This is a genomic window from Streptomyces inhibens (assembly GCF_022221585.1).
In the GTDB taxonomy this organism is placed as follows: Bacteria; Actinomycetota; Actinomycetes; order Streptomycetales; family Streptomycetaceae; genus Streptomyces; species Streptomyces inhibens.
Genome location: NZ_CP084681.1, coordinates 4531150 through 4553459, shown reverse-complemented (window position 1 = coordinate 4553459; position 22310 = coordinate 4531150). Strand labels below are relative to the sequence as shown.

17 protein-coding genes are annotated in these 22310 nt (G+C 71.8%); 7 read left to right on the top strand and 10 right to left on the bottom strand.

What is annotated here, in order from left to right; all coding sequences use genetic code 11:
* Positions 1–21: 21 nt before the first annotated feature.
* The 3 genes from KI385_RS20775 to fahA form a co-directional block, all read right to left on the bottom strand.
* Complete coding sequence (locus KI385_RS20775) at positions 22–507, bottom strand: hypothetical protein (protein ID WP_238573703.1); 486 nt, start codon at positions 505–507, stop codon at positions 22–24.
* 288 nt (positions 508–795) lie between these two features.
* On the bottom strand, positions 796–1443 hold the full coding sequence (locus KI385_RS20770) for a GOLPH3/VPS74 family protein (RefSeq protein WP_238573702.1): 648 nt from the start codon (positions 1441–1443) through the stop codon (positions 796–798).
* Positions 1440–2642 (bottom strand): fumarylacetoacetase, encoded by a 1203-nt coding sequence (gene fahA / locus KI385_RS20765; RefSeq protein WP_238573701.1) that lies wholly within the window; start codon positions 2640–2642, stop codon positions 1440–1442. Before fahA ends, KI385_RS20770 begins: the two co-directional genes overlap by 4 nt.
* Positions 2643–3042: 400 nt before the next feature.
* Here fahA and KI385_RS20760 point away from each other — a divergent pair, with 400 nt between their 5' ends.
* The 6 genes from KI385_RS20760 (at position 3043) to KI385_RS20735 (ending at position 10816) form a co-directional block, all read left to right on the top strand.
* Entirely contained in the window at positions 3043–4275 is a 1233-nt protein-coding gene (locus tag KI385_RS20760) for a carboxylate--amine ligase (protein ID WP_425357083.1), read from the top strand.
* Positions 4272–5474 carry an FAD-dependent oxidoreductase gene (locus KI385_RS20755; protein WP_238573699.1) on the top strand — a complete coding sequence of 401 codons (1203 nt, stop codon included), beginning with the start codon at positions 4272–4274 and terminating at the stop codon, positions 5472–5474. The genes KI385_RS20760 and KI385_RS20755 overlap by 4 nt, the downstream gene beginning before the upstream one ends.
* A 769-nt stretch (positions 5475–6243) precedes the next feature.
* Entirely contained in the window at positions 6244–7257 is a 1014-nt protein-coding gene (locus KI385_RS20750) for a polyprenyl synthetase family protein (protein WP_238573698.1), read from the top strand.
* A gap of 307 nt (positions 7258–7564) precedes the next feature.
* Positions 7565–8830, top strand: coding sequence for a LolA family protein (locus KI385_RS20745; protein ID WP_238573697.1), 1266 nt, complete (start codon positions 7565–7567; stop codon positions 8828–8830).
* Between the two features lie 95 nt (positions 8831–8925).
* Positions 8926–9954: an ABC transporter ATP-binding protein gene (locus KI385_RS20740; protein WP_238573696.1), complete on the top strand. Its 1029-nt coding sequence runs from the start codon at positions 8926–8928 to the stop codon at positions 9952–9954.
* Positions 9941–10816 (top strand): ABC transporter permease, encoded by an 876-nt coding sequence (locus KI385_RS20735; RefSeq protein WP_238573695.1) that lies wholly within the window; start codon positions 9941–9943, stop codon positions 10814–10816. The genes KI385_RS20740 and KI385_RS20735 overlap by 14 nt, the downstream gene beginning before the upstream one ends.
* Here the strand turns inward: KI385_RS20735 and rarD are convergent.
* The 7 genes from rarD to KI385_RS20700 all read right to left on the bottom strand — a co-directional run bounded on the left by rarD (position 10806) and on the right by KI385_RS20700 (position 20316).
* Positions 10806–11789: an EamA family transporter RarD gene (rarD, locus tag KI385_RS20730; RefSeq protein ID WP_238573694.1), complete on the bottom strand. Its 984-nt coding sequence runs from the start codon at positions 11787–11789 to the stop codon at positions 10806–10808. The genes KI385_RS20735 and rarD overlap by 11 nt on opposite strands.
* A 165-nt stretch (positions 11790–11954) precedes the next feature.
* Complete coding sequence (locus tag KI385_RS20725) at positions 11955–12821, bottom strand: SDR family oxidoreductase (protein ID WP_238573693.1); 867 nt, start codon at positions 12819–12821, stop codon at positions 11955–11957.
* Positions 12822–13086: 265 nt separating this feature from the next.
* The gene (locus tag KI385_RS20720) at positions 13087–14181 is read right to left on the bottom strand and encodes a 2-oxoacid:ferredoxin oxidoreductase subunit beta (protein WP_238573692.1); all 1095 of its coding nucleotides are present in this window, start codon (positions 14179–14181) and stop codon (positions 13087–13089) included.
* Positions 14174–16126 carry a 2-oxoacid:acceptor oxidoreductase subunit alpha gene (locus KI385_RS20715; protein ID WP_238573691.1) on the bottom strand — a complete coding sequence of 651 codons (1953 nt, stop codon included), beginning with the start codon at positions 16124–16126 and terminating at the stop codon, positions 14174–14176. The genes KI385_RS20720 and KI385_RS20715 overlap by 8 nt, the downstream gene beginning before the upstream one ends.
* A 294-nt stretch (positions 16127–16420) precedes the next feature.
* A complete protein-coding gene (locus KI385_RS20710) occupies positions 16421–17080 on the bottom strand; it encodes a response regulator transcription factor (RefSeq protein ID WP_128509981.1) in 660 nt (219 codons plus the stop codon).
* Between the two features lie 453 nt (positions 17081–17533).
* Positions 17534–18847, bottom strand: coding sequence for a sensor histidine kinase (locus tag KI385_RS20705; protein WP_238573689.1), 1314 nt, complete (start codon positions 18845–18847; stop codon positions 17534–17536).
* Between the two features lie 236 nt (positions 18848–19083).
* On the bottom strand, positions 19084–20316 hold the full coding sequence (locus KI385_RS20700; protein WP_238573687.1) for a sensor histidine kinase: 1233 nt from the start codon (positions 20314–20316) through the stop codon (positions 19084–19086).
* 230 nt (positions 20317–20546) lie between these two features.
* Between KI385_RS20700 and KI385_RS20695 the strand changes: the two genes are divergently transcribed.
* Positions 20547–21668 (top strand): ubiquitin family protein, encoded by a 1122-nt coding sequence (locus KI385_RS20695; protein WP_238573685.1) that lies wholly within the window; start codon positions 20547–20549, stop codon positions 21666–21668.
* Positions 21669–22310: the final 642 nt, after the last annotated feature.

Here is a 22310-nt window from a genome sequence, read left to right as displayed (position 1 = left end):
CGTTGGCGCGCGGGCGCGCGGTCAGCTGTTGGGCATGCCGCTCGGCAGCTGCGGCATGTCGGGGATCTTGACGCCGCCGTCGCTGGACTTGGTGTACTTCTCGGTGGGGCCGCTCTTCCAGTCGACCGTCAGGCTCTTGCCGTCCGAGCCGGGCTTGAGGGTGCCCATGGTGCGGGTGGTGTCCCCGTCGGTGCACTTGAGGACCGCCATGGACACCCCGGCCATCTCCTGGACCTTGCCCAGACAGGCGGCCTTGTGACCGTTGCTGAACGCGACGGTGCCCTTGGTGATCACGAGGATCAGCGGGCTCTTGTCCGAGCCGGCCTTCCAAGCGCCCTCGACCGACGTGGGGCCCGCGGGCTTGTCGGCGTCCGACGGAGTCGACGGCGCGGCCTCCGGCGTCTTGCTCGGCTTGCTGTCGTTGCCGTTGTTGCCGCTGCTTCCGCAACCGCTGAGCAGCATCGCGGCGATGGCTGCCGCCCCGGCGATCTGCGCTGCCTTGCGCACGTACGTCTCCTCCGTTGTGGGACAGGGAGACGTGAGGCTAGCAAGCGGGCCCGGCGGCCTCCGAGCCCTCGCCCGGATTGCGGCAGCGCCGGTACGGAGTTGATGTGGGGCTGTGACGCGAAATCCGGATAGGGCGGGTGAAGAGGGGCGAGGCGGGCATATGGGGTGAGGGTGTGGGCTGGGGGCTGCGGCAGGGGCACCCGACTTCACTGCCTTCGGGGCCCTCCCCCCCCGCCCCCACCCCTCCCCACCCCCTCCGGCCGTTCTCGCTTTCCCCCGCCCCGCGACCTACCCCCCACCCCCCGCCGCGCTCTTGTCGTGCTCCACGGCGCGGTGTGCGGCCTGCGCGGTCCACTCCTCCTTGGTGAGGCGTTTGAGGTCGCGGCGCAGCGGGCGGTAGGCGCTGCCCGGCAGGAGCTTGGTGTCCAGGTCGGTCGCCGCGACGTACGCCGCCAGCAGACGGGCGCGCCGGTCGGGCAACCGGGCGTCCACGGCCGCCTTGAAGCGGGCCCTGGCCGGGCCCACCAGGTCCACCGGCCCCGCAGGAAAGCGCTCGTACGGGAAGAGGCCCAGGGCGCGATGGGCCTCCCTGCGCAGCGCGCCGCGCTCCTCCAGCCGGCGCAGGCACAGCTCCTGAACGGCACGGCCGGCGCCGCGCACCCAGCGGTGGGCCCTGGTGCTGCCGGCGCCCTTGGCTGGCCCGGGCAGCGTCGCCAGCGCGCCGTCGAGTATCGGGTCGCCGAGCGGCAGCGGATTGGCCACCCGGAACCGGTCGCCACGCTCGACGGCGATCCGCCCGGCCTCCTCCAGATCGGCCAGCGCCGCGCCGGCCAGCCCGTACCGCAGGTACTTGGGGTTGTTCAGGGGCCGGCCGCGGACCGGGTCGAGGGCGAGCAGCAGCAGCTCCTCCGGGAGGGTGAGCGGCGGGCCGGTCATGTCGCGGGCAGGACGCGGCCGGTGACCTCGCCCAGGCCGATCCGGGCGCCCTCGGGACCCGGCGCCCAGGCGGTGAGGGTGACCTCGTCGCCATCCTGGAGGTAGGGGCCCTTGCCCTGGGTGAGTTCGAGCAGGCAGCCGAGCTGGTCGGGGTCGGGCCCGGAGACCGTGCCGGAGGCGAACAGATCGCCGGTGCGCAGCGAGGCGCCGTTGACGGTCATATGGGCCAGCTGCTGGGCAGCCGTCCAGTACATGGTGGAGAACGGCGGCCGGGAGACCACCTCACCGTTGATGCGCACCTCGATCCGGATGTCGATGGCGCCGGGCTCCGCGGCCGCGTCGTCGAGGTAGGGCAGCAGCGGGAAGTCCCGCGCGGGCGGCGTCGTACGGGCCTCGTCGAGGGCGTCGAGCGGGGTGATCCAGGCGGAGACGGAGGTGGCGAAGGACTTGCCGAGGAACGGGCCGAGCGGCACATACTCCCAGGCTTGGATGTCGCGTGCGGACCAGTCGTTGACGAGGCAGACGCCGAAGACATGGTCGCGGAAGGCGCCGAGCGCGACGGGTTCATGGAGCGTGGAGGGCGCGCCGACGACAAAGCCGACCTCGGCCTCGATGTCGAGGCGGGTGGTCGGGCCGAAGGTGGGCGTCTCGTCCGCGGGGGCCTTGCGCTGGCCGTTGGGCCGGACCACCGGGGTGCCGGTGACGACGACGGTGCCCGCCCGTCCGTGGTAACCGATCGGCAGATGCTTCCAGTTCGGGGGCAGCGCCGCGTCGTTGGGGCGGAAGATTCGGCCGACGTTGGTGGCGTGGTGCTCGCTGGCGTAGAAGTCGACATAGTCGGCGACCTCGAAGGGGAGGTGCAGTGTGATGTCGGCCAACGGGTGGAGCAGCGGCGCCACTTCGTCGCGGTGTGTCGGGTCGGTCACGGCGCTGTGGACGGCCGCGCGGATCTGCTGCCAGACGGTGCGGCCGGCGGCCAGCAGCGGGTTGAGGTTCGGCGCAGCGAGCAGCTCGGCGTGCGGGTGGATCGCGGCCGGCAGGGCGCTGGGCAGAGCGCTCAGATCGAGGACGTGCGCGCCGTAGCGGACACCGATCCGGCGCTGTTCGGGCGCTTCGGTCGTGCTGAAGACGCCGTAGGGGAGGTTGTGCGGGCCGAAGGGATCGCCTTCCGCCAGGTCGAACGGGCTCTGCTCGGGCATGGACAGCTCCTCGCGTTCGTCGTCGCCGGTGGGCGGCCGGGCCGGCCGGGGCCTGCTGGTCCCCGGGCCGGTGGCTCTGTCGATCAGAGTACGGCCGGGCACGTCACGGCGAAGTGGCCTGTGGATAACTCTGCCGACGCGGTCGGCCGGACGAGTGCGTGCCGGCACATGACGAGCAGTCGGCGGCCCCGGAGCGCGAACAGGGCGGAGACGTACGAAGACGGTGGACGCCGCTCCGGCAGTACGCCCCAAGTCTGGGCAATGTCCGGAAAAGCCTTGCCGCACTACGCAATTCGGGCCTAGCTTCCTTTCCTGGCACGGGCCGGGGTGGGGCTGTCCATTGGGGGGACACGTGGCTCGCAATGGCGCACTTCTTGCTGTCGACCGGAGCGTTCCGGGGCTGATCGTGAAGATCGGGGCTTACCCCCTGCATCACGGCGGCGTGGGGGCGATCCGCAGCCTGGGACGGCTCGGCGTGCCCATGTACGCCGTCACGGAGGACCGTTTCACGCCCGCGGCGGCCTCCCGCTATCTCCGCGGCCGCTTCGTCTGGCCGACGACCGGGCGCGAGGAGCCGGGCCGGCTGGTGACGGGGCTGCTGCGGATCGGCCGGCGGATCGGCCGGCCGACGGTGCTGATCCCCACCGACGAGGAGGCCGCCGTGCTGATAGCCGAGCACGCCGAGGCGCTCGCCGGAGCGTTCCTCTTCCCCCGGGTGGCGGCCGGCCTGCCCCGCAGGCTGGCCAGCAAACAGGGGCTGCACGAACTCTGCGTCGAGCACGGCGTGCCCTCGCCGGCCGCCGCGTTCCCCACCTCGTACGAGGACATCGAGGCGTACGCCCGCAAGGCGCGCTTCCCGGTGGTCGCCAAGAACCGCGAGGCGTTCGTGCGGCGCAGACGGCCCGCGGTCGCCGGTACGACCCGGATAGAGGGACCGGACCAGCTGCTGGATCTGGCGCGCGACTGGGGCCCGCGGCCGGGCGTGATACTGCAGGAATATCTGCCGCGGGAGCAGGCCGAGGACTGGATCGTGCATGCCTGCTTCGGTGCGGGCAGTGCGCCGCTGGCGCTGTTCACCGGCGTCAAGGTGCGCTCCTGGCCGCCGCACGCCGGCATGACGGCCTGCGCGTATGTCGTCGACAACCCCGAACTCGCGGCCATGACCGCGCAGTTCATCAAGCAGATCGGGTTCACCGGGGTCGCCGACCTGGACTGGCGGTTCGACCGCCGCGACGGCCGCTACAAGCTGCTGGACTTCAACCCGCGGATGGGCGCGCAGTTCCGGCTCTTCGAGACCGCCGCCGGGGTGGATGTCGTCCGCGCCCAGCATCTGGACCTCACCGGGCGCGCCGTCCCCGAGGGCGCCCAGCGGGCCGGCCACCGCTTCGTCGTCGAGAACGTCGATCTGCCCGCACTGCTCGCCTACCGGCGCAGCGGCTCTCGCGCACCGCACGCTCCGGCGCGGGCTTCCGGCACCGAGCTGGCGTGGTTCGCCGGCGACGACCCGCTGCCGTTCTTCACGATGCTCGCGCGGTCCGTCGGGCCGGGCGCCAGACACCTGATGCAGCTACGCCGTACGGGTCGCCGTGCAGGCGCCGAGGCACCACACAAGCAGGGGGAGGAACCGAAGTGAGCACTCCGGTAGCGGTCATCGGGGCCGGCCCGTACGGCCTGTCGACGGCCGCGCATCTACGGGCCCGCGGCCTGCCGGTGCGGGTCTTCGGCCGGCCGATGGTGAGCTGGCAGGCGCAGATGCCCGCGGGCATGCTGCTCAAATCGACGCCCGCGGCCTCCCATATCGACACCCCGCGGGCCGGGCACACCCTGGGCGACTTCTGCGCGGCCACGGGGGAGCGGCGCTACGAGTCGGACTGGGACATCATCCCCGTCGAGACCTTTGTGCGGTACGGGCAGTGGGTGCAGCAGCAACTGGTCCCCGACCTGGAGCAGGTCCGGGTGGTCTCGGTCGACCGGCGGGCCGACGGCTTCGAGCTGAAACTGGACAGCGGTGAGCAGTTCGGCGCGCGGGCCGTGGTCGTCGCCACGGGCCTGAGCGGGCTGGCCCATCTGCCGCCCGAACTGGCCGCCGCTGTCCCGGACGGCCCGTCCGTCACCGGTCCCGTCTCGCACAGCTCGCAGCACCACGATCTGTCGGCGCTGGCCGGCCGGGACATCGTCGTGATCGGCGCCGGGCAGTCGGCGCTGGAGAGCGCGGTGCTGCTTGCCGAGGCGGGCGCGGCATCCGTACGGGTGGTGGCGCGCGGGCCCGCGGCGGTCGGCTTCGGGGCGCCGCCGGACCGGCAGCCCCGCCTGCGGCCGCCGTCGCCGTTCGGCAACGCCTGGTCGCTGTATGCGCTGAGCCACCACGCCGGGGCGTTCCGCCATCTGCCGGTGCCCGCGCGGCGGTATCTGGTGCGGCGGGTGCTCGGCCCGCTGGGCGCGTGGTGGCTGCGGGACCGTTTCGCCGGCCGGGTGCAGGTCACGCAGGGCCGGCGGATCGTACGGGCGAAGGTCCGTGACGGCCGTCCCGTACTGGCGCTGCGCGGCGCCGACGGGCAGGGCGGTGAGCTCGCCGCCGACCATGTGCTGGCCGCGACCGGCTACCGGATGGATCTGGCGGCGCTGGACTTCCTGGGCCAGGGGCTGCGCACCGAGCTCGTGGCGCGGGCCGGCGGGCCGCTGCTGGACGCCGGCTTCGGCTCCTCCGTACCGGGGCTCTACTTCACGGGGCTGACGGCGGCCGCCTCGTTCGGCCCGGTGATGCGCTTTGTGTGCGGCACGGAATTCGCCTCGCCGCGGCTGGCGCGGGCGGTGGCGCGGGCGTACGGGTGAGGCCGGGGGCGCCCGCGAAGGGCGCCCCCGCCCGTGGTCCGGTGCCTTGGCACATGGAAGTTGCCCTGGTCCGCGGCGATTTCGGCGGAGGCGGCTCCGTACGCACCGGTCCGGACCGGACCAGGCCGGACCGACCGGACCGGACCAGGCCGGGCGTCAAGCCGCCCACCGGACCCGACCGAGCGCCGTACCGACCGCTGCGGCCGAAAGCCTCGGGTGCCGGACCGGTTTCCGGCCGAGCCGGCCGATGACCGGTGGGGCGGGGAGGGCGCCGACGGTGGTCCCCATGTAGGGGAGGGCGCAACCGGCGTCGCGGCGCTCGTCGTCGGCGGCGTGGAGCCTGCCGACCCACCGGCCAACGTGGGCACATCCGGCCTGAGCGGGCCCGTACCGGCGATGAATCAGCCCCGAGCCGTCAGCCCCGGGCTGCCGTGGGCCACCTTGTCGGCGCAGAAGGCCAGAATGGCCTGAGCGGCCCGCATGGATGGCCGAAGAGTGAGTGGTCCGCGCGGATATTCAGCTCTCCGGTCACAACTGTGGATCCAGGAGCGTCCGGGGATTAGCTTGCCTCTGCTGTGCCCGCTCTCCCACGTCAACCCGCGTCAACAGGTGATCCGCAACATATCGGCCGGGGGGTCGCAGTGCTTCCCGGGTGGTTCGGGGGGCGGGCGCTCATGTTGATCGAACTGCGACCGGATACGCTGGCCAATGGTGGAGACAGCGACAGATCGACATTCCGTTTGATCGTCAGCAGACAGGAGTACCCCTCGTGACCGTCGTCGGGCCCTTTGGGCTGAGCGTGCGGGACCAGGCTCTTGAGGCCGATGTCCAGGCCGGGTTGGCGGCTGTCGAGGAGGGCCTGCTGGAGGCCACCAAGAGCGACGTGCCGTTCATCACCGAAGCCGCGCAGCACCTCGTGCGCGCGGGCGGCAAGCGGTTCCGCCCGCTGCTGGCCATGCTGGCAGCCCAATTCGGTGACCCCTACAGCCCGGGCGTGGTGCCCTCCGCCGTCGTCGTGGAGCTGACGCATCTGGCGACGCTCTACCACGACGACGTGATGGACGAGGCCGATGTGCGCCGTGGCGTGGCCAGCGCCAACGCCCGCTGGGGCAACTCCGTCGCGGTGCTGACCGGCGACTTCCTGTTCGCCCGTGCCTCGCACATCCTCGCCGACCTCGGGCCCGAGGCGGTCCGGATCCAGGCCGAGGCGTTCGAACGCCTGGTGACCGGCCAGATCCTGGAGACCGCGGGCCCGCGCGACGGCCGTGACCCCGTCGACCACTACCTGGACGTCCTCGCCGGCAAGACCGGCTCGCTGGTCGCCGTCGCGTGCCGCTTCGGCGCGATGATGTCGGGCGCCGAGGAGTCGACGGTCAACATCCTCACCCAGTACGGCGAGCGGCTGGGCACCGCCTTCCAGCTGGCCGACGACGTCCTGGACATCGCCAGCGACTCGCACGAATCGGGCAAGACGCCCGGTACGGACCTGCGTGAGGGCATCCCGACGCTGCCGGTGCTGCGTCTGCGGGCGCGGGCCGAGAGCAGCGCCGGCACGCCCGAGGACCGTGCGCTGTGCGAGCTGCTGGCCGGTGACCTCACCGATGACGGCCGGCACGCCGAGGCGCTGGCCGGGCTGCGCGCCCACCCCGCGCTCGAAGAGGCCCGCCGGGACACCGTGCGCTATGCGGAGGAGGCACGCACGACGCTGGCGCCGCTGCCGTCGTGCATGGCCAAGGAGGCCCTTGAGGGGCTCTGCGACGCCGTGGTGCACCGGGCGGGCTGAGCCGGGCGAGAGAGCCGGGCGGGCCGTTCCGCGGCCGGCCGGCGCCCAGGGTCTGTCCCCTTGTCCCCTAGGGCGCGCCCCCGTGTCCCCTAGGGAGTGATCAGACTCCCGTCGTACGGGGATCGTCCTGAGGTGACCCGGCGTCATCCCTCAGCAGTAGGACGAGTTGCTCCCGCGGGCTGACGTGATGTGCCGGGCAATTTGGTGAGATGGAAGGCACCAGAGCGCGGCGGACAGGTCACCATGAACCCCAGGGGTGGGCAAGTGGACAGCGCAGCAGCCGCCGCATACGACGGAGGTAGGGCAGATGCCACGGAACGAACCGACAGAGGGCACCGGCGAATGGGACGGGGGGCGCTCCCCGGGGCGCCGTAAAGCGGTGCGGTACGCCGTGCCGGTCGCGGTGGCAGGGGTGGCGGCGGCGACGATCGGGCTGGTCCCGGCGTTCGCCGGATCCGGTTCTCCGGACCTGCCGAAGATCTCGGCACAGGACCTGATAGCCAAGATCGCCAAGTCGGATGTCCAGCAGCTCTCCGGCACGGTCCGGGTCAGCACCGATCTCGGACTGCCGTCCCTGCCGGGCATCGGCGGCGGAGCCGGCGGCTTCGGCGGCGGCCCGGGCGGCGGCGAGAAGAGCAAGGACGGCGCCTCCGCGGAGCCCCAGAGCAAGCTGATGGAGCTGGCGTCCGGTGCGCACACGCTGCGCGTCGCCGCCGACGGCCCCGAAAAGCAGCGGGTGTCGATCGTCGACAAGACCGCCGAGTACAGCCTCATCCACAACGGCAACGAGGTCTGGGCGTACGACAGCGGCAGCAACACCGCCGTCCACAACACCGCGCCCGAGGGCCGGCACGGCAAGCAGCACCGGGCCCCCAAGGACCTGCCCGAGGACCTGAAGAACGCCACCCCGCAGGACCTGGCGAAGCAGGCCCTGAAGGCGGCCGGCGACACGACCTCGGTCACCGTCGACGGCACCGCCAGGGTCGCCGGACGGGACGCCTACCAGCTGCTGATCAAGCCCAAGCAGACCGCCTCGACGGTCGGCTCGATCCGGATCGCGGTGGACGCCGCCAACGGCGTCCCGCTGAAGTTCACCCTGACCCCCAAGAGCGGTGGCGCGGCCGCCATCGACGCCGGCTTCACCGCGGTCGACTTCGCCAAGCCCGCAGCGAACACCTTCTCCTTCACCCCGCCCAAGGGCGCCAAGGTCGTCGACGGCGACAAGGAGCGGGCGAAGGCGCAGCGCGAACACGGCAAGGACTTCACGTCCCGCAAGGACGTGAAGGACTTCAAGAAGGACATGGGCGGGCTGAACGTCCTCGGCAAGGGCTGGACGTCCATCGCCACGATCAAGGGCGCCGGCTCCGGCCTGCCCTCCGGCAAGGACCAGGGCCCCGGCGGCGACGCCGGCAAGTTCCTGGACAGCCTCGGCGACAAGGTGAACGGCTCCTTCGGCTCCGGCCGGATCTTCAGCACCCGCCTGGTCAACGCCCTGATCACGGACAACGGCACGATCTACGTCGGTGCCGTCGACAAGCAGGCCCTGATCGACGCGGCCTCCGCCGCCAAGTAACGGGCCACCGCAGTAAGCGAGGGACCGCCGCGCCACCCGATCCGCGGGTGGCGCGGCGCGGCCCGCAGGCCATCCGTACGACCTTGGGGGAGCCGATGCCACAGCCGCCCGCCACGGCGCCCGAGCGCCCACCGTCCGGGGAGCGGGCGATCGAGACGCGTGGGCTGACCAAGGCGTACCGCGGCGGCCAGCTCGCCGTCGACGGCCTGGACCTGGTCGTACCGCGCGGCAGCGTCTTCGGCTTCCTCGGCCCCAACGGCTCCGGCAAGACCACCACCATCCGCATGCTGATGGGTCTGATCGACGCGACCGCCGGCAGCGCCCGGGTGCTCGGGCAGCCGATGCCCGCCGCGAGCCGCCGGGTGCTCCCCAAGGTCGGCGCGCTCATCGAGGGCCCGGCGCTCTACGGCTACCTCAGCGGCCGCGACAATCTCCGGCGCTTCGACGCCGCCGACCCCGTAGCCGATCCCCGTACGCGCGGTGAACGGGTCGGCCGCGCACTGGAGCGGGTGGGCCTGGGGGCGGCGGCCGGCAAGAAGGCGCGCGCCTACTCCCTCGGCATGAAACAGCGCCTCGGGCTCGCCGCCGCGCTGCTCCAGCCCCGTGAGCTGCTGGTGCTCGACGAGCCGACCAACGGCCTGGACCCGCAGGGCATGCGGGAGATCCGCGCCCTGGTCCGCGAGTTGGCGGCGGACGGCACCACCGTCTTCCTCTCCTCCCACCTCCTCGACGAGATCGAGCAGGTCTGCACCCATGCCGCGGTGATGGCCCGCGGCCGGCTGATCACCCAGGGCACGGTCGCCGACCTCTCCGCCACGGTCCTCGACTCGCGCGGCCACGGCAGGCTGACGGTGACCACCCCCGACGCGGCGGACGCCGTCCGCGTGCTGAAGGAGCACGGTGTGACCGACCTTCAGGTCACCGACGACCGGGTGACGGGCGAGCTGCCGGCCCGCGCCGCGCCACCGGGTGGGCCGGACGACCAGGCGCCGCTGGAGCTGGCCGATCTCAACGCCGCGCTGGTGCACGCCGGCGTCCGGGTCCGCGCCTTCGGCACCGCGCGCGCCTCGCTGGAGGACGTCTTTGTGCAACTGACCGGGGAGGGCTTCGATGTCGCAGGCTGAGGCGGTGCCGCGCCGGCCCCGACCGCTGTGGTCGCTGGGTCTGCTGCGCAGCGAGATCGGCATGACCTTCCGGCGCTGGCGCACCCTCGCGCTGCTGGCGGTGCTCGCGGGCGTACCGATCCTGGTCGGTATCGCCGTCAAGATCGAGACCGGCGACGGCGGGCCGGGCGGCGGCGGTGGCGGCGGGGGCGGCCCGGCGTTCATCTCCCAGGTCACCAACAACGGCCTCTTCCTGGTCTTCACCTCGCTCGCGGTGACGCTGCCGTTCTTCCTCCCGATGTCCATCGGCGTGATCGCCGGCGACGCCATCGCCGGTGAGGCGCACGGCGGGACGCTGCGCTATCTCCTCGTCGCCCCCGCGGGCCGCACCCGTCTGCTGCTGGTCAAATACGCCACCACCCTGACGTTCTGCCTGGTGGGCACCCTGGTCGTGGCGCTCTCCGCCTTGGCGACCGGCGCGCTGCTCTTCCCCTTGGGCGATGTCACCCTGCTCTCGGGCACATCCATATCCTTCGGCGAGGGGCTGCTGCGGGCGCTGGCCATCGCCTGCGCGGTGGCGCTGTCCCTCGTCGGGGTGGCCGCCGTCGGCCTGTTCATCTCGACGCTCACCAGCAGCGGTATCGCGGCCATGGCGACCACGGTCGGGCTGCTGATCACCGTGCAGATCCTGGACACCATCCCGCAGCTGGACGCCATCCAGCCGTATCTCTTCCCGCACTACTGGCTGTCCTTCGCGGACCTGCTCCGCGACCCCGTCTACTGGGACCAGTTGCAGAAGAACTTCGGCCTGCAGGCGCTGTACGCGGTGGTGTTCGGCTCGGCGGCCTGGGCGCGGTTCACCACCCGCGACATCACGGCTTGAGGCCGGGAGCCTCCGGCGCCGCGAGCTGCGCCGCCTCTGCCGCGGCCACCTCGGCCGCGCGGGCACCGGCGGCGGCCAGCTCGGTCCGCGCCCGCCGTGCGGTCCGCAGCGCGTCCCAGGTCAGCACGGTCAGAGCCACCCACACCAGCGCGAACCCGGCCCAGCGCTCCGGCGGCATCGCCTCGTGGAAGACCGTGAGCCCCAGCACGAACTGAAAGGTCGGCGCCAGATACTGCATCATCCCGATCGTGGTCAGCGGCAGCCGTACCGCCGAGGCGCCGAAGCAGATCAGCGGTATCGCCGTCGCGATACCGCAGGCAGAGAGCAGCAGTGCCTGGCCCACCCCGCCGGTGGTGAAGTTGGACTCGCCGTGCACCCCGAGATAGATCAGGAAGCCCAGCGCGGGCAGTACCTGCATGGCCGTCTCGGCGCTGAAGCCCTCGATGCCGTCGAGCTTGATGCCCTTCTTGACCAGCCCGTACGTCGCGAACGAGAAGGCCAGCCCGAGCGCGATCCAGGGCACCTTGCCGTAGGCGACGGTCATCACGAGGACGGCAAGGGCGCCGACGGCCACCGCCGTCCACTGCAGCGGCCGCAGCCGCTCGCGCAGTACGAGTACGCCGAAGGCGATGCTGACCAGCGGGTTGATGAAGTAGCCGAGCGAGGCCTCCAGGACGTGCCCGGCGTTGACCGCCCAGATGTAGAGAAACCAGTTCGTCGAGATGACCACGGCGCAGACCAGGATCAGCCCGAGCCGCTTGGGCTGCCGCAGCAGCGGGCCTATCCAGGCCCAGCGGCGCAGCACGGCCAGGATGACGACGGCGACGGGCAGTGACCACGCCATGCGGTGGGCCAGGATTTCGGACGGCGTGGCGGCGCCCAGCAGATGCCAGTAGAGCGGCAGCAGCCCCCACATGGTGTAGGCGGCGAAGCCATAGGCGAGTCCGGCGCGCTGATCGCTTCGAGGCTGCAAGGGGACCCTCCTGATGATGCTTCGCCGACCCTGTGCAAGGTAGCGCCGTACGGCCCCCCTGTCATGCCCGTTCCGAAATACGGTCATGACAGGGGCTGCGCGACGGGTATCGCCTCGGGCCGGGAGCCGCTTCAAGCCGGGAGCCGCTGCAGGCCAGGAGCAGTCTCAGGCCGGCAGCTGTTTCAGCGCGTCCGCGATCGACTCGGCGATCGGTGTGGTCGGGCGGCCGAGGAGCCGGGACAGATCGCCGGGCGTCGCGGCCAGCTCGCCGCGGGCGATCCCCGCGTCCGCATCGGCGACCATCTGCGCACCCAGCGCCGGTACGCCCGCCTCGACCATCAGCGCCACATACCGCTCCGGCGGTAGATCGTTGTACGGGATCTTCCGGCCGGTCTGCCGGGACACCTCGGCGGCGTACTCGGCCATCGTCCAGGCGGTGTCGCCGCTCAGCTCGTACACCGCGTTCTCATGGCCGCTGCCGGTGAGAACGATCGCGGCCGCCTCGGCATAGTCCCGGCGCGCGGCGGTGGCCACCCGGCCCTCGCCCGCGCTGCCGACCACCGCGCCGATCTTGAGGGTGGTGGCGAGCGCCCCGGTGTAGTTCTCGTGGTACCAGCCGTTGCGCAGCAGGCAGTACGGCACCCCGGACGCGAGCAGCGCCTGCTCGGTGGCGATGTGCTCCTCGGCGATGGAGAAGGTGGCGGTCGGCCCGCCCAGCACGCTGGTGTATGCCAGCAGCCCCACGCCCGCCTCCCGCGCGGCATCGATGACGGCGCGGTGCTGGGTGAGGCGCTGCCCGGCCTCGTTGCCGGAGATGAACAGCACCCGGTCGCCGGCCGCGAAGACCCCCTGCAGCGTCTCGGGCCTGCCATAGTCCGCGATCTTGATTTCGACCCCGCGGGCGGCGAGGTCGGCGGCCTTGGCCCGGTCCCGTGCGACCGCGACGAGGTCGCCCGGAGCGGTGCGCTTCAGCAGTTCCTCGATGACGAGCCGGCCGAGCGCCCCGGTGGCGCCGGTGACGACGATGCGCATGTCCTGCCCCCTGGCGGTTGGATGGCCGCCAGCATGGCACTCGCACCTGACGCGCAGAAGAGACGCGCCGTGCATCAGATGAACACGACGTACGACGTACGACGACCGAGGACGGCTCACGACGACGAAGCACGCCGGCCCGGTCGGCTCGGGTCGGCCCGCGGGTGCCCGGAACGCCGAAGCGGGTGCCCGTACGGGGACGCCATGAGACGTTCCTTCCGTACGGACACCCGCAGGGACACCCTTAGGGCAGGCGGACCGGTCGTCAGCCGACGACCGTCCAGGTGTCATTGCCGGTCAGCAGGGTGGCGAGGTCGCCCTTGCCCTTCTGCTCGATGGCCTCGTCCAGCTGGTCGGACATCAGGGTGTCGTAGACCGGCCGGTCGACACTGCGCAGCACACCGATGGGGGTGTGGTGGAGGGTGTCGGGGTCGGCGAGCCGGGAGAGCGCGAAGGCCGTGGTGGGCGAGGGGCTGTGCGCGTCATGCACCAGCACTCCGTCCGTGCCCTCCTCCTGTACGTCGATGACCTTGAGGTCGCCGGTGGCCGGGTCGCGGACCACGCCCTTGGAGCCGAGGCCGTCGGGGGCCAGGGCGCCGAAGCGGATCGGCTGCCCGTGCTCCAGGCGGATGACGGCCTCCTCGGCCTTCTCCTTGTCCTTGAGGACCTCGAAGGCGCCGTCGTTGAAGATGTTGCAGTTCTGGTAGATCTCCACCAGCGCCGTGCCGGGGTGGGCGGCGGCCTCGCGCAGCACCGAAGTGAGGTGCTTGCGGTCGGAGTCCACCGTGCGGGCCACGAACGACGCCTCGGCGCCGAGCGCCAGCGAGACCGGGTTGAACGGCGCGTCCAGCGAGCCCATCGGCGTCGACTTGGTGATCTTGCCGACCTCTGAGGTGGGGCTGTACTGGCCCTTGGTCAGACCGTAGATCCGGTTGTTGAACAGCAGGATCTTGAGGTTGACGTTGCGCCGCAGGGCGTGGATGAGGTGGTTGCCGCCGATGGACAGCGCATCGCCGTCGCCTGTGACGACCCATACGGACAGATCGCGCCGGGAGGAGGCCAGGCCGGTGGCGATGGCCGGGGCGCGGCCGTGGATGGAGTGCATCCCGTAGGTGTTCATGTAGTACGGGAAGCGGGAGGAGCAGCCGATGCCGGAGACGAAGACGATGTTCTCCTTCGCCAGGCCGAGCTCGGGCATGAAGCCCTGCACGGCGGCGAGGACGGCGTAGTCACCGCAGCCGGGGCACCAGCGCACTTCCTGATCGGACTTGAAGTCCTTCATGGACTGCTTGGCGTCGGCCTTGGGCACCAGGGAGAGCGCCTCGATCTGTGAGGAGCTCTCCGAGATCGTCTCAGTCATTGATGGCCTCCTTAAAGACCTCCGCGAGCTGCTCGGCCTTGAACGGCATTCCGCTGACCTGGGTGTGCGAGCGCGCGTCCACGAGGTACTTGGCACGCAGCAGAGTGGCGAGCTGTCCGAGGTTCATCTCCGGCACGATCACCTTGTCGTAACGCGCCAGCACCTCGCCGAGATTCCGCGGGAGGGGATTGAGGTGGCGCAGATGGACCTGTGCGATGCGCTCCCCTGCGCCCCTGACGCGCCGTACCGCCGCGGTGATCGGTCCGTACGTCGAACCCCACCCCAGGACAAGGGTGCCCGCGCCCTGACCGTTCTCGTCGGCGGGGTCGTCGACCTCGATGTCGGGGACATCGATGCCGTCGATCTTCGCCTGGCGGGTGCGCACCATGAAGTCGTGGTTGGCGGGGTCGTAGGAGATGTTGCCGGTGCCGTCCTGCTTCTCGATGCCGCCGATGCGGTGCTCCAGGCCCGGCGTGCCCGGCACCGCCCAGGGGCGGGCCAGCGTCTGCTCATCGCGCTTGTAGGGCCAGAAGACCTCGGTGCCGTCCGCCAGCTGGTGGTTGGGGCCGGAGGCGAACTGCACGCGCAGATCGGGGAGTTCATCGGTGTCGGGGATCCGCCACGGCTCGGAGCCGTTGGCCAGATAGCCGTCGGAGAGCAGGAAGACGGGGGTGCGGTACGTGAGCGCGATACGGGCCGCGTCCAGCGCCGCGTCGAAGCAGTCGGCGGGAGTCTTGGGCGCCACGATCGGCACCGGCGCCTCGCCGTTGCGCCCGAACATCGCCTGGAGCAGATCGGCCTGTTCGGTCTTCGTCGGCAGACCCGTCGAGGGCCCGCCGCGCTGGATGTCCACGACCAGCAGCGGCAGTTCGAGGCTGACCGCGAGACCGATGGTCTCCGACTTCAGCGCCACGCCCGGGCCGGACGTCGTCGTCACCGCAAGGGCGCCGCCGAACGCCGCGCCCAGCGCCGCGCCGATACCGGCGATCTCGTCCTCCGCCTGGAACGTCCGCACACCGAAGTTCTTGTGCTTGGACAGCTCGTGCAGGATGTCGGAGGCCGGGGTGATGGGGTACGAGCCCAGGTACAGCGGCAGATCGGCCTGCTTCGATGCGGCGATCAGCCCGTAGGACAGCGCGAGGTTCCCGGAGATGTTGCGGTACGTGCCGGTCGGGAAGGCCTTCGTCGCCGGCGCGACCTCGTACGAGACCGCGAAGTCCTCGGTCGTCTCACCGAAGTTCCAGCCGGCCCGGAACGCCGTGACGTTCGCCTCCGCGATGTCCGGCTTCTTGGCGAACTTCGCGCGCAGGAACTTCTCGGTGCCCTCGGTCGGCCGGTGGTACATCCACGACAGCAGACCCAGCGCGAACATGTTCTTGCTGCGCTCGGCCTCCTTGCGGGAGAGCCCGAAGTCCTTGAGCGCCTCGATCGTCAGCGTCGTCAGCGGCACCGGATGGACGTTGTAGGCCGCCAGCGAGCCGTCCTCCAGCGGACTGGTCGCATAGCCGACCTTGGCCATCGGCCGCTTGGTGAACTCATCGGTGTTGACGATGATCTCCGCACCGCGCGGCACATCCGCGAGATTCGCCCTCAGGGCGGCCGGGTTCATCGCGACCAGCACATTCGGTGCGTCACCGGGCGTGAGGATGTCGTGGTCGGCGAAGTGCAGCTGGAAGCTGGAGACGCCCGGCAGGGTCCCGGCGGGGGCCCGGATCTCGGCGGGGAAGTTCGGCAGCGTCGACAGGTCGTTACCGAACGAAGCCGTCTCGGACGTGAACCGGTCACCGGTGAGCTGCATTCCGTCACCGGAGTCACCGGCGAACCGGATGATCACGCGGTCCAGGCGTCGGACTTCTTTGCCTTCGCCGCCGTTACCGGAAGCGCGCTGTTCCCCGACAAGCGCTGCGTCGGTCTGCTCGGCTGGGCTACTGACCTGGCTGGTCACTGCTTCGGACCTCCCTCGAGGGGTGCGGCTTCCCCGCCGGAGGCAGGGCTCGGGACGTGTCGTACCGACCGGTTGTCCCATAACCATCGTACGTGGGTAAGGGTGACCTTCCCTGGGTTGATCGGATGATGGACGTCTGGATGCGACACCAATCTGGTGTGTTTTGTCATGAAATCACCACCCCCGTGACCGCTTGTTCATGACGCTCCGGACTCCTCCATTGGTTCTACGCCCAAAGTCCTGAGTCCTGGTCGATATCCCCTCAACCTGCCCATCTGACAGGGTGTCAGATTCTCAGGAGTTGAGATAGGTGAGCACGGCAAGTACCCGACGGTGATCCCCGTCACTCTGTGACAGGCCCAGCTTCAGGAAGATATTGCTGACGTGCTTCTCGACCGCACCGTCGCTGACCACCAGCTGCCGGGCGACCGCGGAGTTCGTCCGGCCCTCGGCCATCAGCCCCAGCACCTCCCGCTCCCGGGGCGTCAGATTGGCCAGCACATCCTGCTTACGGCTGCGGCCCAGCAGCTGCGCCACCACCTCCGGGTCCAGCGCGGTCCCGCCCTCGGCGACCCGGACCACCGCGTCGACGAACTCCCGCACCTCGGCCACCCGGTCCTTGAGCAGATAACCGATGCCCCGGCTCGAACCGGCCAGCAGCTCCGTGGCGTACTGCTCCTCGACGTACTGCGAGAGCACCAGTACCCCCAGGTCGGGGTGGTCCCGGCGCAGCCGGATCGCGGCCCGCACCCCCTCGTCGGTGTGGGTCGGCGGCATCCGTACGTCCGCCACCACCACATCCGGCAGCGCGCCCTCGTCCGCCAGCTCCCCGATCGCCTTGATCAGCGCCTCGGCGTCCCCCACGCCTGCCACGACCTCGTGTCCCCGGTCCGTGAGCAGCCGGGTCAGGCCCTCCCGAAGCAGCACCGAATCCTCGGCGATGACCACCCGCACCTTGTCCTCCACGACTCAGATTCCCTCAGGCCTCTTCAGACCCACCCTGCCAGCCCCAGCATCCCAGCATCCGGACTGGTCCGGAGCGGGTGACGGGGATTAGCCGGTGATGAGAGGTGGGGACAGGGGGCGGGGTGGGTCTGGGGGTGGTGTCGGGGTCGGGGCTGGTGTGGGGGCCGATGAGCGGAGGGTGGGAGCGATGAGGGGGCAGGAGCGGCGGGAGTGGTGGCGGTCGCCAGGTAGGGGAGGTACGGCCGCGTACGGGAAGTGCGGCCGGGGCCGGACCCCCGTCCCGGCCCCGGCCGCCGGCTCAGGGGATCCGAGCGGCGCTGCGGTCTCCTGGCGTCCCGGTGGCCCGCCGGTCACCTGCTGCCCGGCCTCCCGTTCGCCGGCCTCCCGTGCCCAGGCCTCCCAATCCCCGGCCCCTGCTTTGCGGCCTCCGCCGCGCCGCCGTCACGCCCGCCACGGCAGCTCGGCGGTGATGGAGGTCGGGCCGCCGACGGGGGAGTCCACTATCAGGAGGCCGTCGACGGCATCGAGTCGTTCGGTGAGGCCGGCCAGACCGGTGCCGTTACCGGTGTGCGCGCCACCGCGGCCGTTGTCCGTGACCAGGACCATGACCCGGTCGGCGGTGTGCCAGACGTCCAGCGTCGCGCTGGTGGCCCGGGCGTGCTTGGAGACGTTCTGCAGCAGCTCGGAGGCGGTGAAGTACGCGATGCCCTCGATCGCCGCGGCCGGCCGGCGGTCCAGGTCCACGGACACCTTCACCGGAACCGTGCAGCGCGCGGAGAGCGCCGACAGCGCCGGGCCGAGACCCCGGTCGGTCAGGATCGCCGGATGGATCCCGCGGGCCAGGTCGCGCAGCTCCTGGAGCGCGATCTTCACCTCGCCGTGCGCCTCGTCCACCATCTTCGCGGCGGCCTGCGGATCCTCCGCCAGCTTCTCCTTGGCCAGGCCCAGGTCCATGGCGAGCGAGACCAGCCGGGCTTGTGCGCCGTCGTGCAGATCGCGCTCGATACGCCGCAGGTCGGCCGCCGCGGTGTCCACGACCACCCCGCGGTCCGACTCCAGCTGCGAGACCCGGGTGGCCAGGGGGGAGGGGCCCAGCAGGCCATGGACCATGACCCGGTCCACCTGCGTCAGCCCGTGGACCACCCACGGCCCGGCCAGCACGAGCAGCAGCCCGACCCCGCTGACGAACCCGATCTCGGCCGGGGTGTCGAGATAGAAGCCGTTGCCGCTGCCGTCGCCCCACATCTGGATGCCCGGCTGGTCGAGGTACGCGGGGAACGTCCAACGCCACAGCGGATAGGCCAGAAGCCCCCAGCCGAGGGACCAGAACGTCAGGGAGAAGACGAAGGAGAAGACCGCCCACGGGAAGTGCAGGAGGGAGTAGAGGAGGTGCCGCCAGGAGACCCCGCTCTTCAGCACGGCCCCGACCCACGCCATCAGGCCCGGCTTCGACGCGCGGATGGGCTCCGGCTCGTCCACGGTCTGCCCCAGCAGGCCGCGGGCCCGCGCACGCTCCAGGCTGCCCAGCGCACGGCTGCCGGCCAGACCGCCCGCCAGCACCGGAATGCCCAGGAACGTGACCAGCAGGCCGGCGCCGAGCGAGATCACCGTTACGGCGTACGCGAACATCACGATGGACACCGGGAGGCTGAGGAAGAGGTACAGGAACTCCCGCCAGGCGCGCCCGGAGAACGGGGCACGCAGCCCCACGGGCACACGGGAGCCGCGGGGGTGCGGTGCGTATGCGGTATCCATCGTCTCGTCGTCCGTTCTGCTCTGCCGTATGCCGTCCTGAGGCCCGTCCGGCGGATCACGGCCGGGCCCGAGGGCCCGGCCGGCGCCGCGCCTGATCTGCAGGCCCGCGGCTTTTCCGCTAGGACAAGCCTCCGCGACCGAGGCCTCCCGCACCATGAGGGTCTTCGCAGTCTTCTCCTGGGGTTTTCCCCACCCCCGGACCTGAGGTTGAGCACAAACGGCCGCCCCCGGGCCCGTCAGCGGCCCCGCGACCCGGGGCCGGACCCCGAACCCGCCTCCGCCGCCGTCCGCGCCCGCCACGGCAGCTCCGCCGTCACCCGCGTAGGCCCGCCGACCGGCGAATCCAGCACGAACAGTCCGTCCACCGACCCCAGCCGCTCCGCGAGCCCGGCCATCCCGCTGCCGCCGTCCAGCCGCGCCCCGCCCTTCCCGTCGTCCTCCACCTGGATCAGCAGCCGGTCCTCGGCCCGCCACACCTCGACGGACGCCTGCCGCGCCGCACTGTGCTTGGAGACGTTCTGCAGCAGCTCGGAGACCGTGAAATAGGCGATGCCCTCGATGGCCGGGGCGGGGCGCTCGGTCAGGTCCACCGCGGTCGTCGTCGGCACCGTGCAGCGCCCGGCCAGCGAGGCCAGGGCGGGCCCCAGCCCGCGGTCCGTGAGGATCGCCGGATGGATGCCCCGGGCGAGATCCCGCAGCTCCTGCAGCGCCAGCTTCACCTCGCCGTGCGCCTCGTCCACCATCGCCGCCACGCTTTCGTCGGCCTGGCCCTCCAGCAGCTTCTCCTTCGCCAGGCCGAGCCCCATGGCGAGCGCCACGAGCCGGGCCTGTGCGCCGTCGTGCAGATCCCGCTCGATACGCCGCAGGTCGGCGGCGGCCGTGTCGGTGACCGTCACCCGGTCCGACTCCAGCTCGGCGATCCGCCGCTCCAGCTCGTCGGACGGCGAGAGCAGGCCGCGCACCATCGCCCGGTCCACGTTCGACAGCCAACGCGCCACCCACGGCAGCACCGGCCACCCTACGAAGAGCGAGACAAAGGTGAGCGTGAAGGTGAGGAGGGCCCACGGCAGCCGGATGAAGGTGAAGAGTGCGTGCCGCCAGGCGACCGGATCCTTCAGCCCCGTCCACAACCACGGGAAGAACCCTCCGTCCCGCGGCCGCAACGGGCTCGGCTCCTCGACCCGCACCCCCAGCCACGCCCGCGCCCGGGCCCGCTCCAGCTTCCCGTACCGGCGGCACACCGTCAGCCCCGCCGCCAGCAACGGCAGTCCGATCGCGGTGACGGACAGCCCGAGCCCCATCGCGAGCCACACCACCAGCACCAAGAACGCCACTACGCCCAACGGCAAGTTGGCCAGCAGGTAAGCGATCTCCCGCCACGTCGCGGCGGTGAAAGGCGCTCTGGGCGGCGGTGGTGAGACGTCGTCAAGGGCGTCATCAGCGGCACTGGGTCGGGAACTTTCCGTCATATGCCCAGCCTGCCCGGCCGCGGCCCCGCGTGCCATGGGGTGGCTGGGGTGGTGGAGGTGGGGTTTGCCCTACCCCCTCCGCCCGGCGTACGTCCCGTCGCAGGTCAAGGTCCCGGCCCGGGACGGGGCATTGGTGCAGGTTGGTGGCTGTCTCGTTATCGGCGTGGTGGACACGGCGCGCAGGCGGGACCGTATTGTGTGGCGATGCACAACGGGAGAGGCGAGGGGCGATGGCGCGGGGTTACGACGGCCAGTTGCTGAAGCCGGATTTCGCCGCGCGACAGCCGGACTCCGCCGCACGGGACCTCATCGACGCATTGGCCGGCCCCCTCGACGTCCGCGGCTGGGGATGGGGCGAGCGCAGCCGGACCTGGACGGCGGTGACGGCGAGTGTGCTGCTCGCGGCGGTCGCCGGGTTCTGCGCACACAACTGGTACGCGGGCGAGGCCGCCGCTCTCTGGCTCGGAATCGTCGCCGTCGTCCTCACCGGCGCCGGAGCGGGCGTCGGCACGCGCGCCGCACGCAGCGGGCAGCGCGCCCCAGGAACCGCCCTGTTGCTGCTCGGCGGCATCCTCGACGTGGCCGCCGCTTGGGAGGCGGTCCAGGGCGGCAGCGCCAGGCTCGCCGCCGTCGGACTCACCGCCGCGGCCGTGCTCGCGCTCCTCGGACTCTGTACGGGGCTGGGGCGCGGCGGCCTGATCGGTGCGGCGTCGGTCGCGCTCGCGGTGGGCGCGTGGGAACTGGGGCTGGCGCTGACCACCCCCGCACGTACGGGAGTTGCGCTCGGCTTCGTCTCCCTCCTCGTCCTCGGCGCTCTGCCCCGGATCGCGTTGATGGCGGCCGGGCTGACCCGGCTCGACGACCAGCGCTCCGGCGGTACGCCGGTCAGCCGGCACCAGGTGGCGGCCGCGCTGGGCGCCACCCACCGGGATCTGGCCCCGGCCACGGTGGTGATGGCGGCCTCGGCGGGCGCGGCGGGGGTGCTCGCGGTGCACACGCCCGGCCTCTGGTCGGTGCTCGCCGCGCTGCTGCTGTGCGTCGTCCTGTGCTCGCGGGCACGGGCGTATCCGCTGGCCGTGGAGGTCGTCGCGTTGCTGGCGGCCGGCCTGGCGGTATGCGTACGGGTGGTGCTGCTCTGGGCGACCGACGGCGGGGCACGGGTGCTCGCGCTGGTCGCGCTGGGTGTGCTGGCGGGGCTGCCGGTCGCGGTGCTCGCGGTGCGGGTACCGGAGCCGCTGCGGGCCCGGCTGCGACGGTGGCTGGACCTGGTCGAGTCGGTGAGCGTGGTCGTCCTGATTCCGGTGGCCCTAGGGGCCTTCGGGCTCTACAGCCTGCTGTTCGGCGCAGCCTGACCCGGAGGGGTGGTGGAGGGGTCATGTCATCGTCGGAGGCCCGTGCGGAAGTTCATGGGGGAGTCCACGGGGGAGTCCGTGGGGAAGCCCGCGCGGAAGAGGCGGAAGAGGCGAAAGAGGTCGGAGTGGGAGGGGGTGCGGATGCGGTGAGTGCGATGGATGTGGCGGGGGCCCCGGGGGCTCTTCCTGTGGCCGAGCCGATGTCGGAGGCCGGAGCGATGTCGGAGGCCGGAGCGATGCCGGAGGCCGGGGCGAGGCCTGCGGCCGGGCTGGGGCCTGTGGTCGGGGCGACGCCCCCGGCCGGGTCGCCCGCGCCCGGGCCGAGGCCTGCCGCTGGTGCGCTGCCCTCGGTGGTGGCCCCCGCCCCGGCCGGACCGCAGCCTGCGCCGGCAGCCGCGCGACAGGCTGCGGCGTCCGAGCCGTCTGCGTCCGTGCCGCCTGCGTCCGAGCCGTCTGTGCCCTCTGTGTCTGTGCCGTCCGCGCCTCAGCCGCCCGTATCGGCCCAGCCGCCCGTATCGGCCCAGCCGCCGGTGTCGGCCCAGCCGCCGGTGTCGGCCCAGCCGCCGGTGTCGGCCCAGCCGCCGGTGTCGGCCCAGCCGCCGGTGTCGGCCCAGCCGCCGGTGTCGGCCCAGCCGCCCGTAT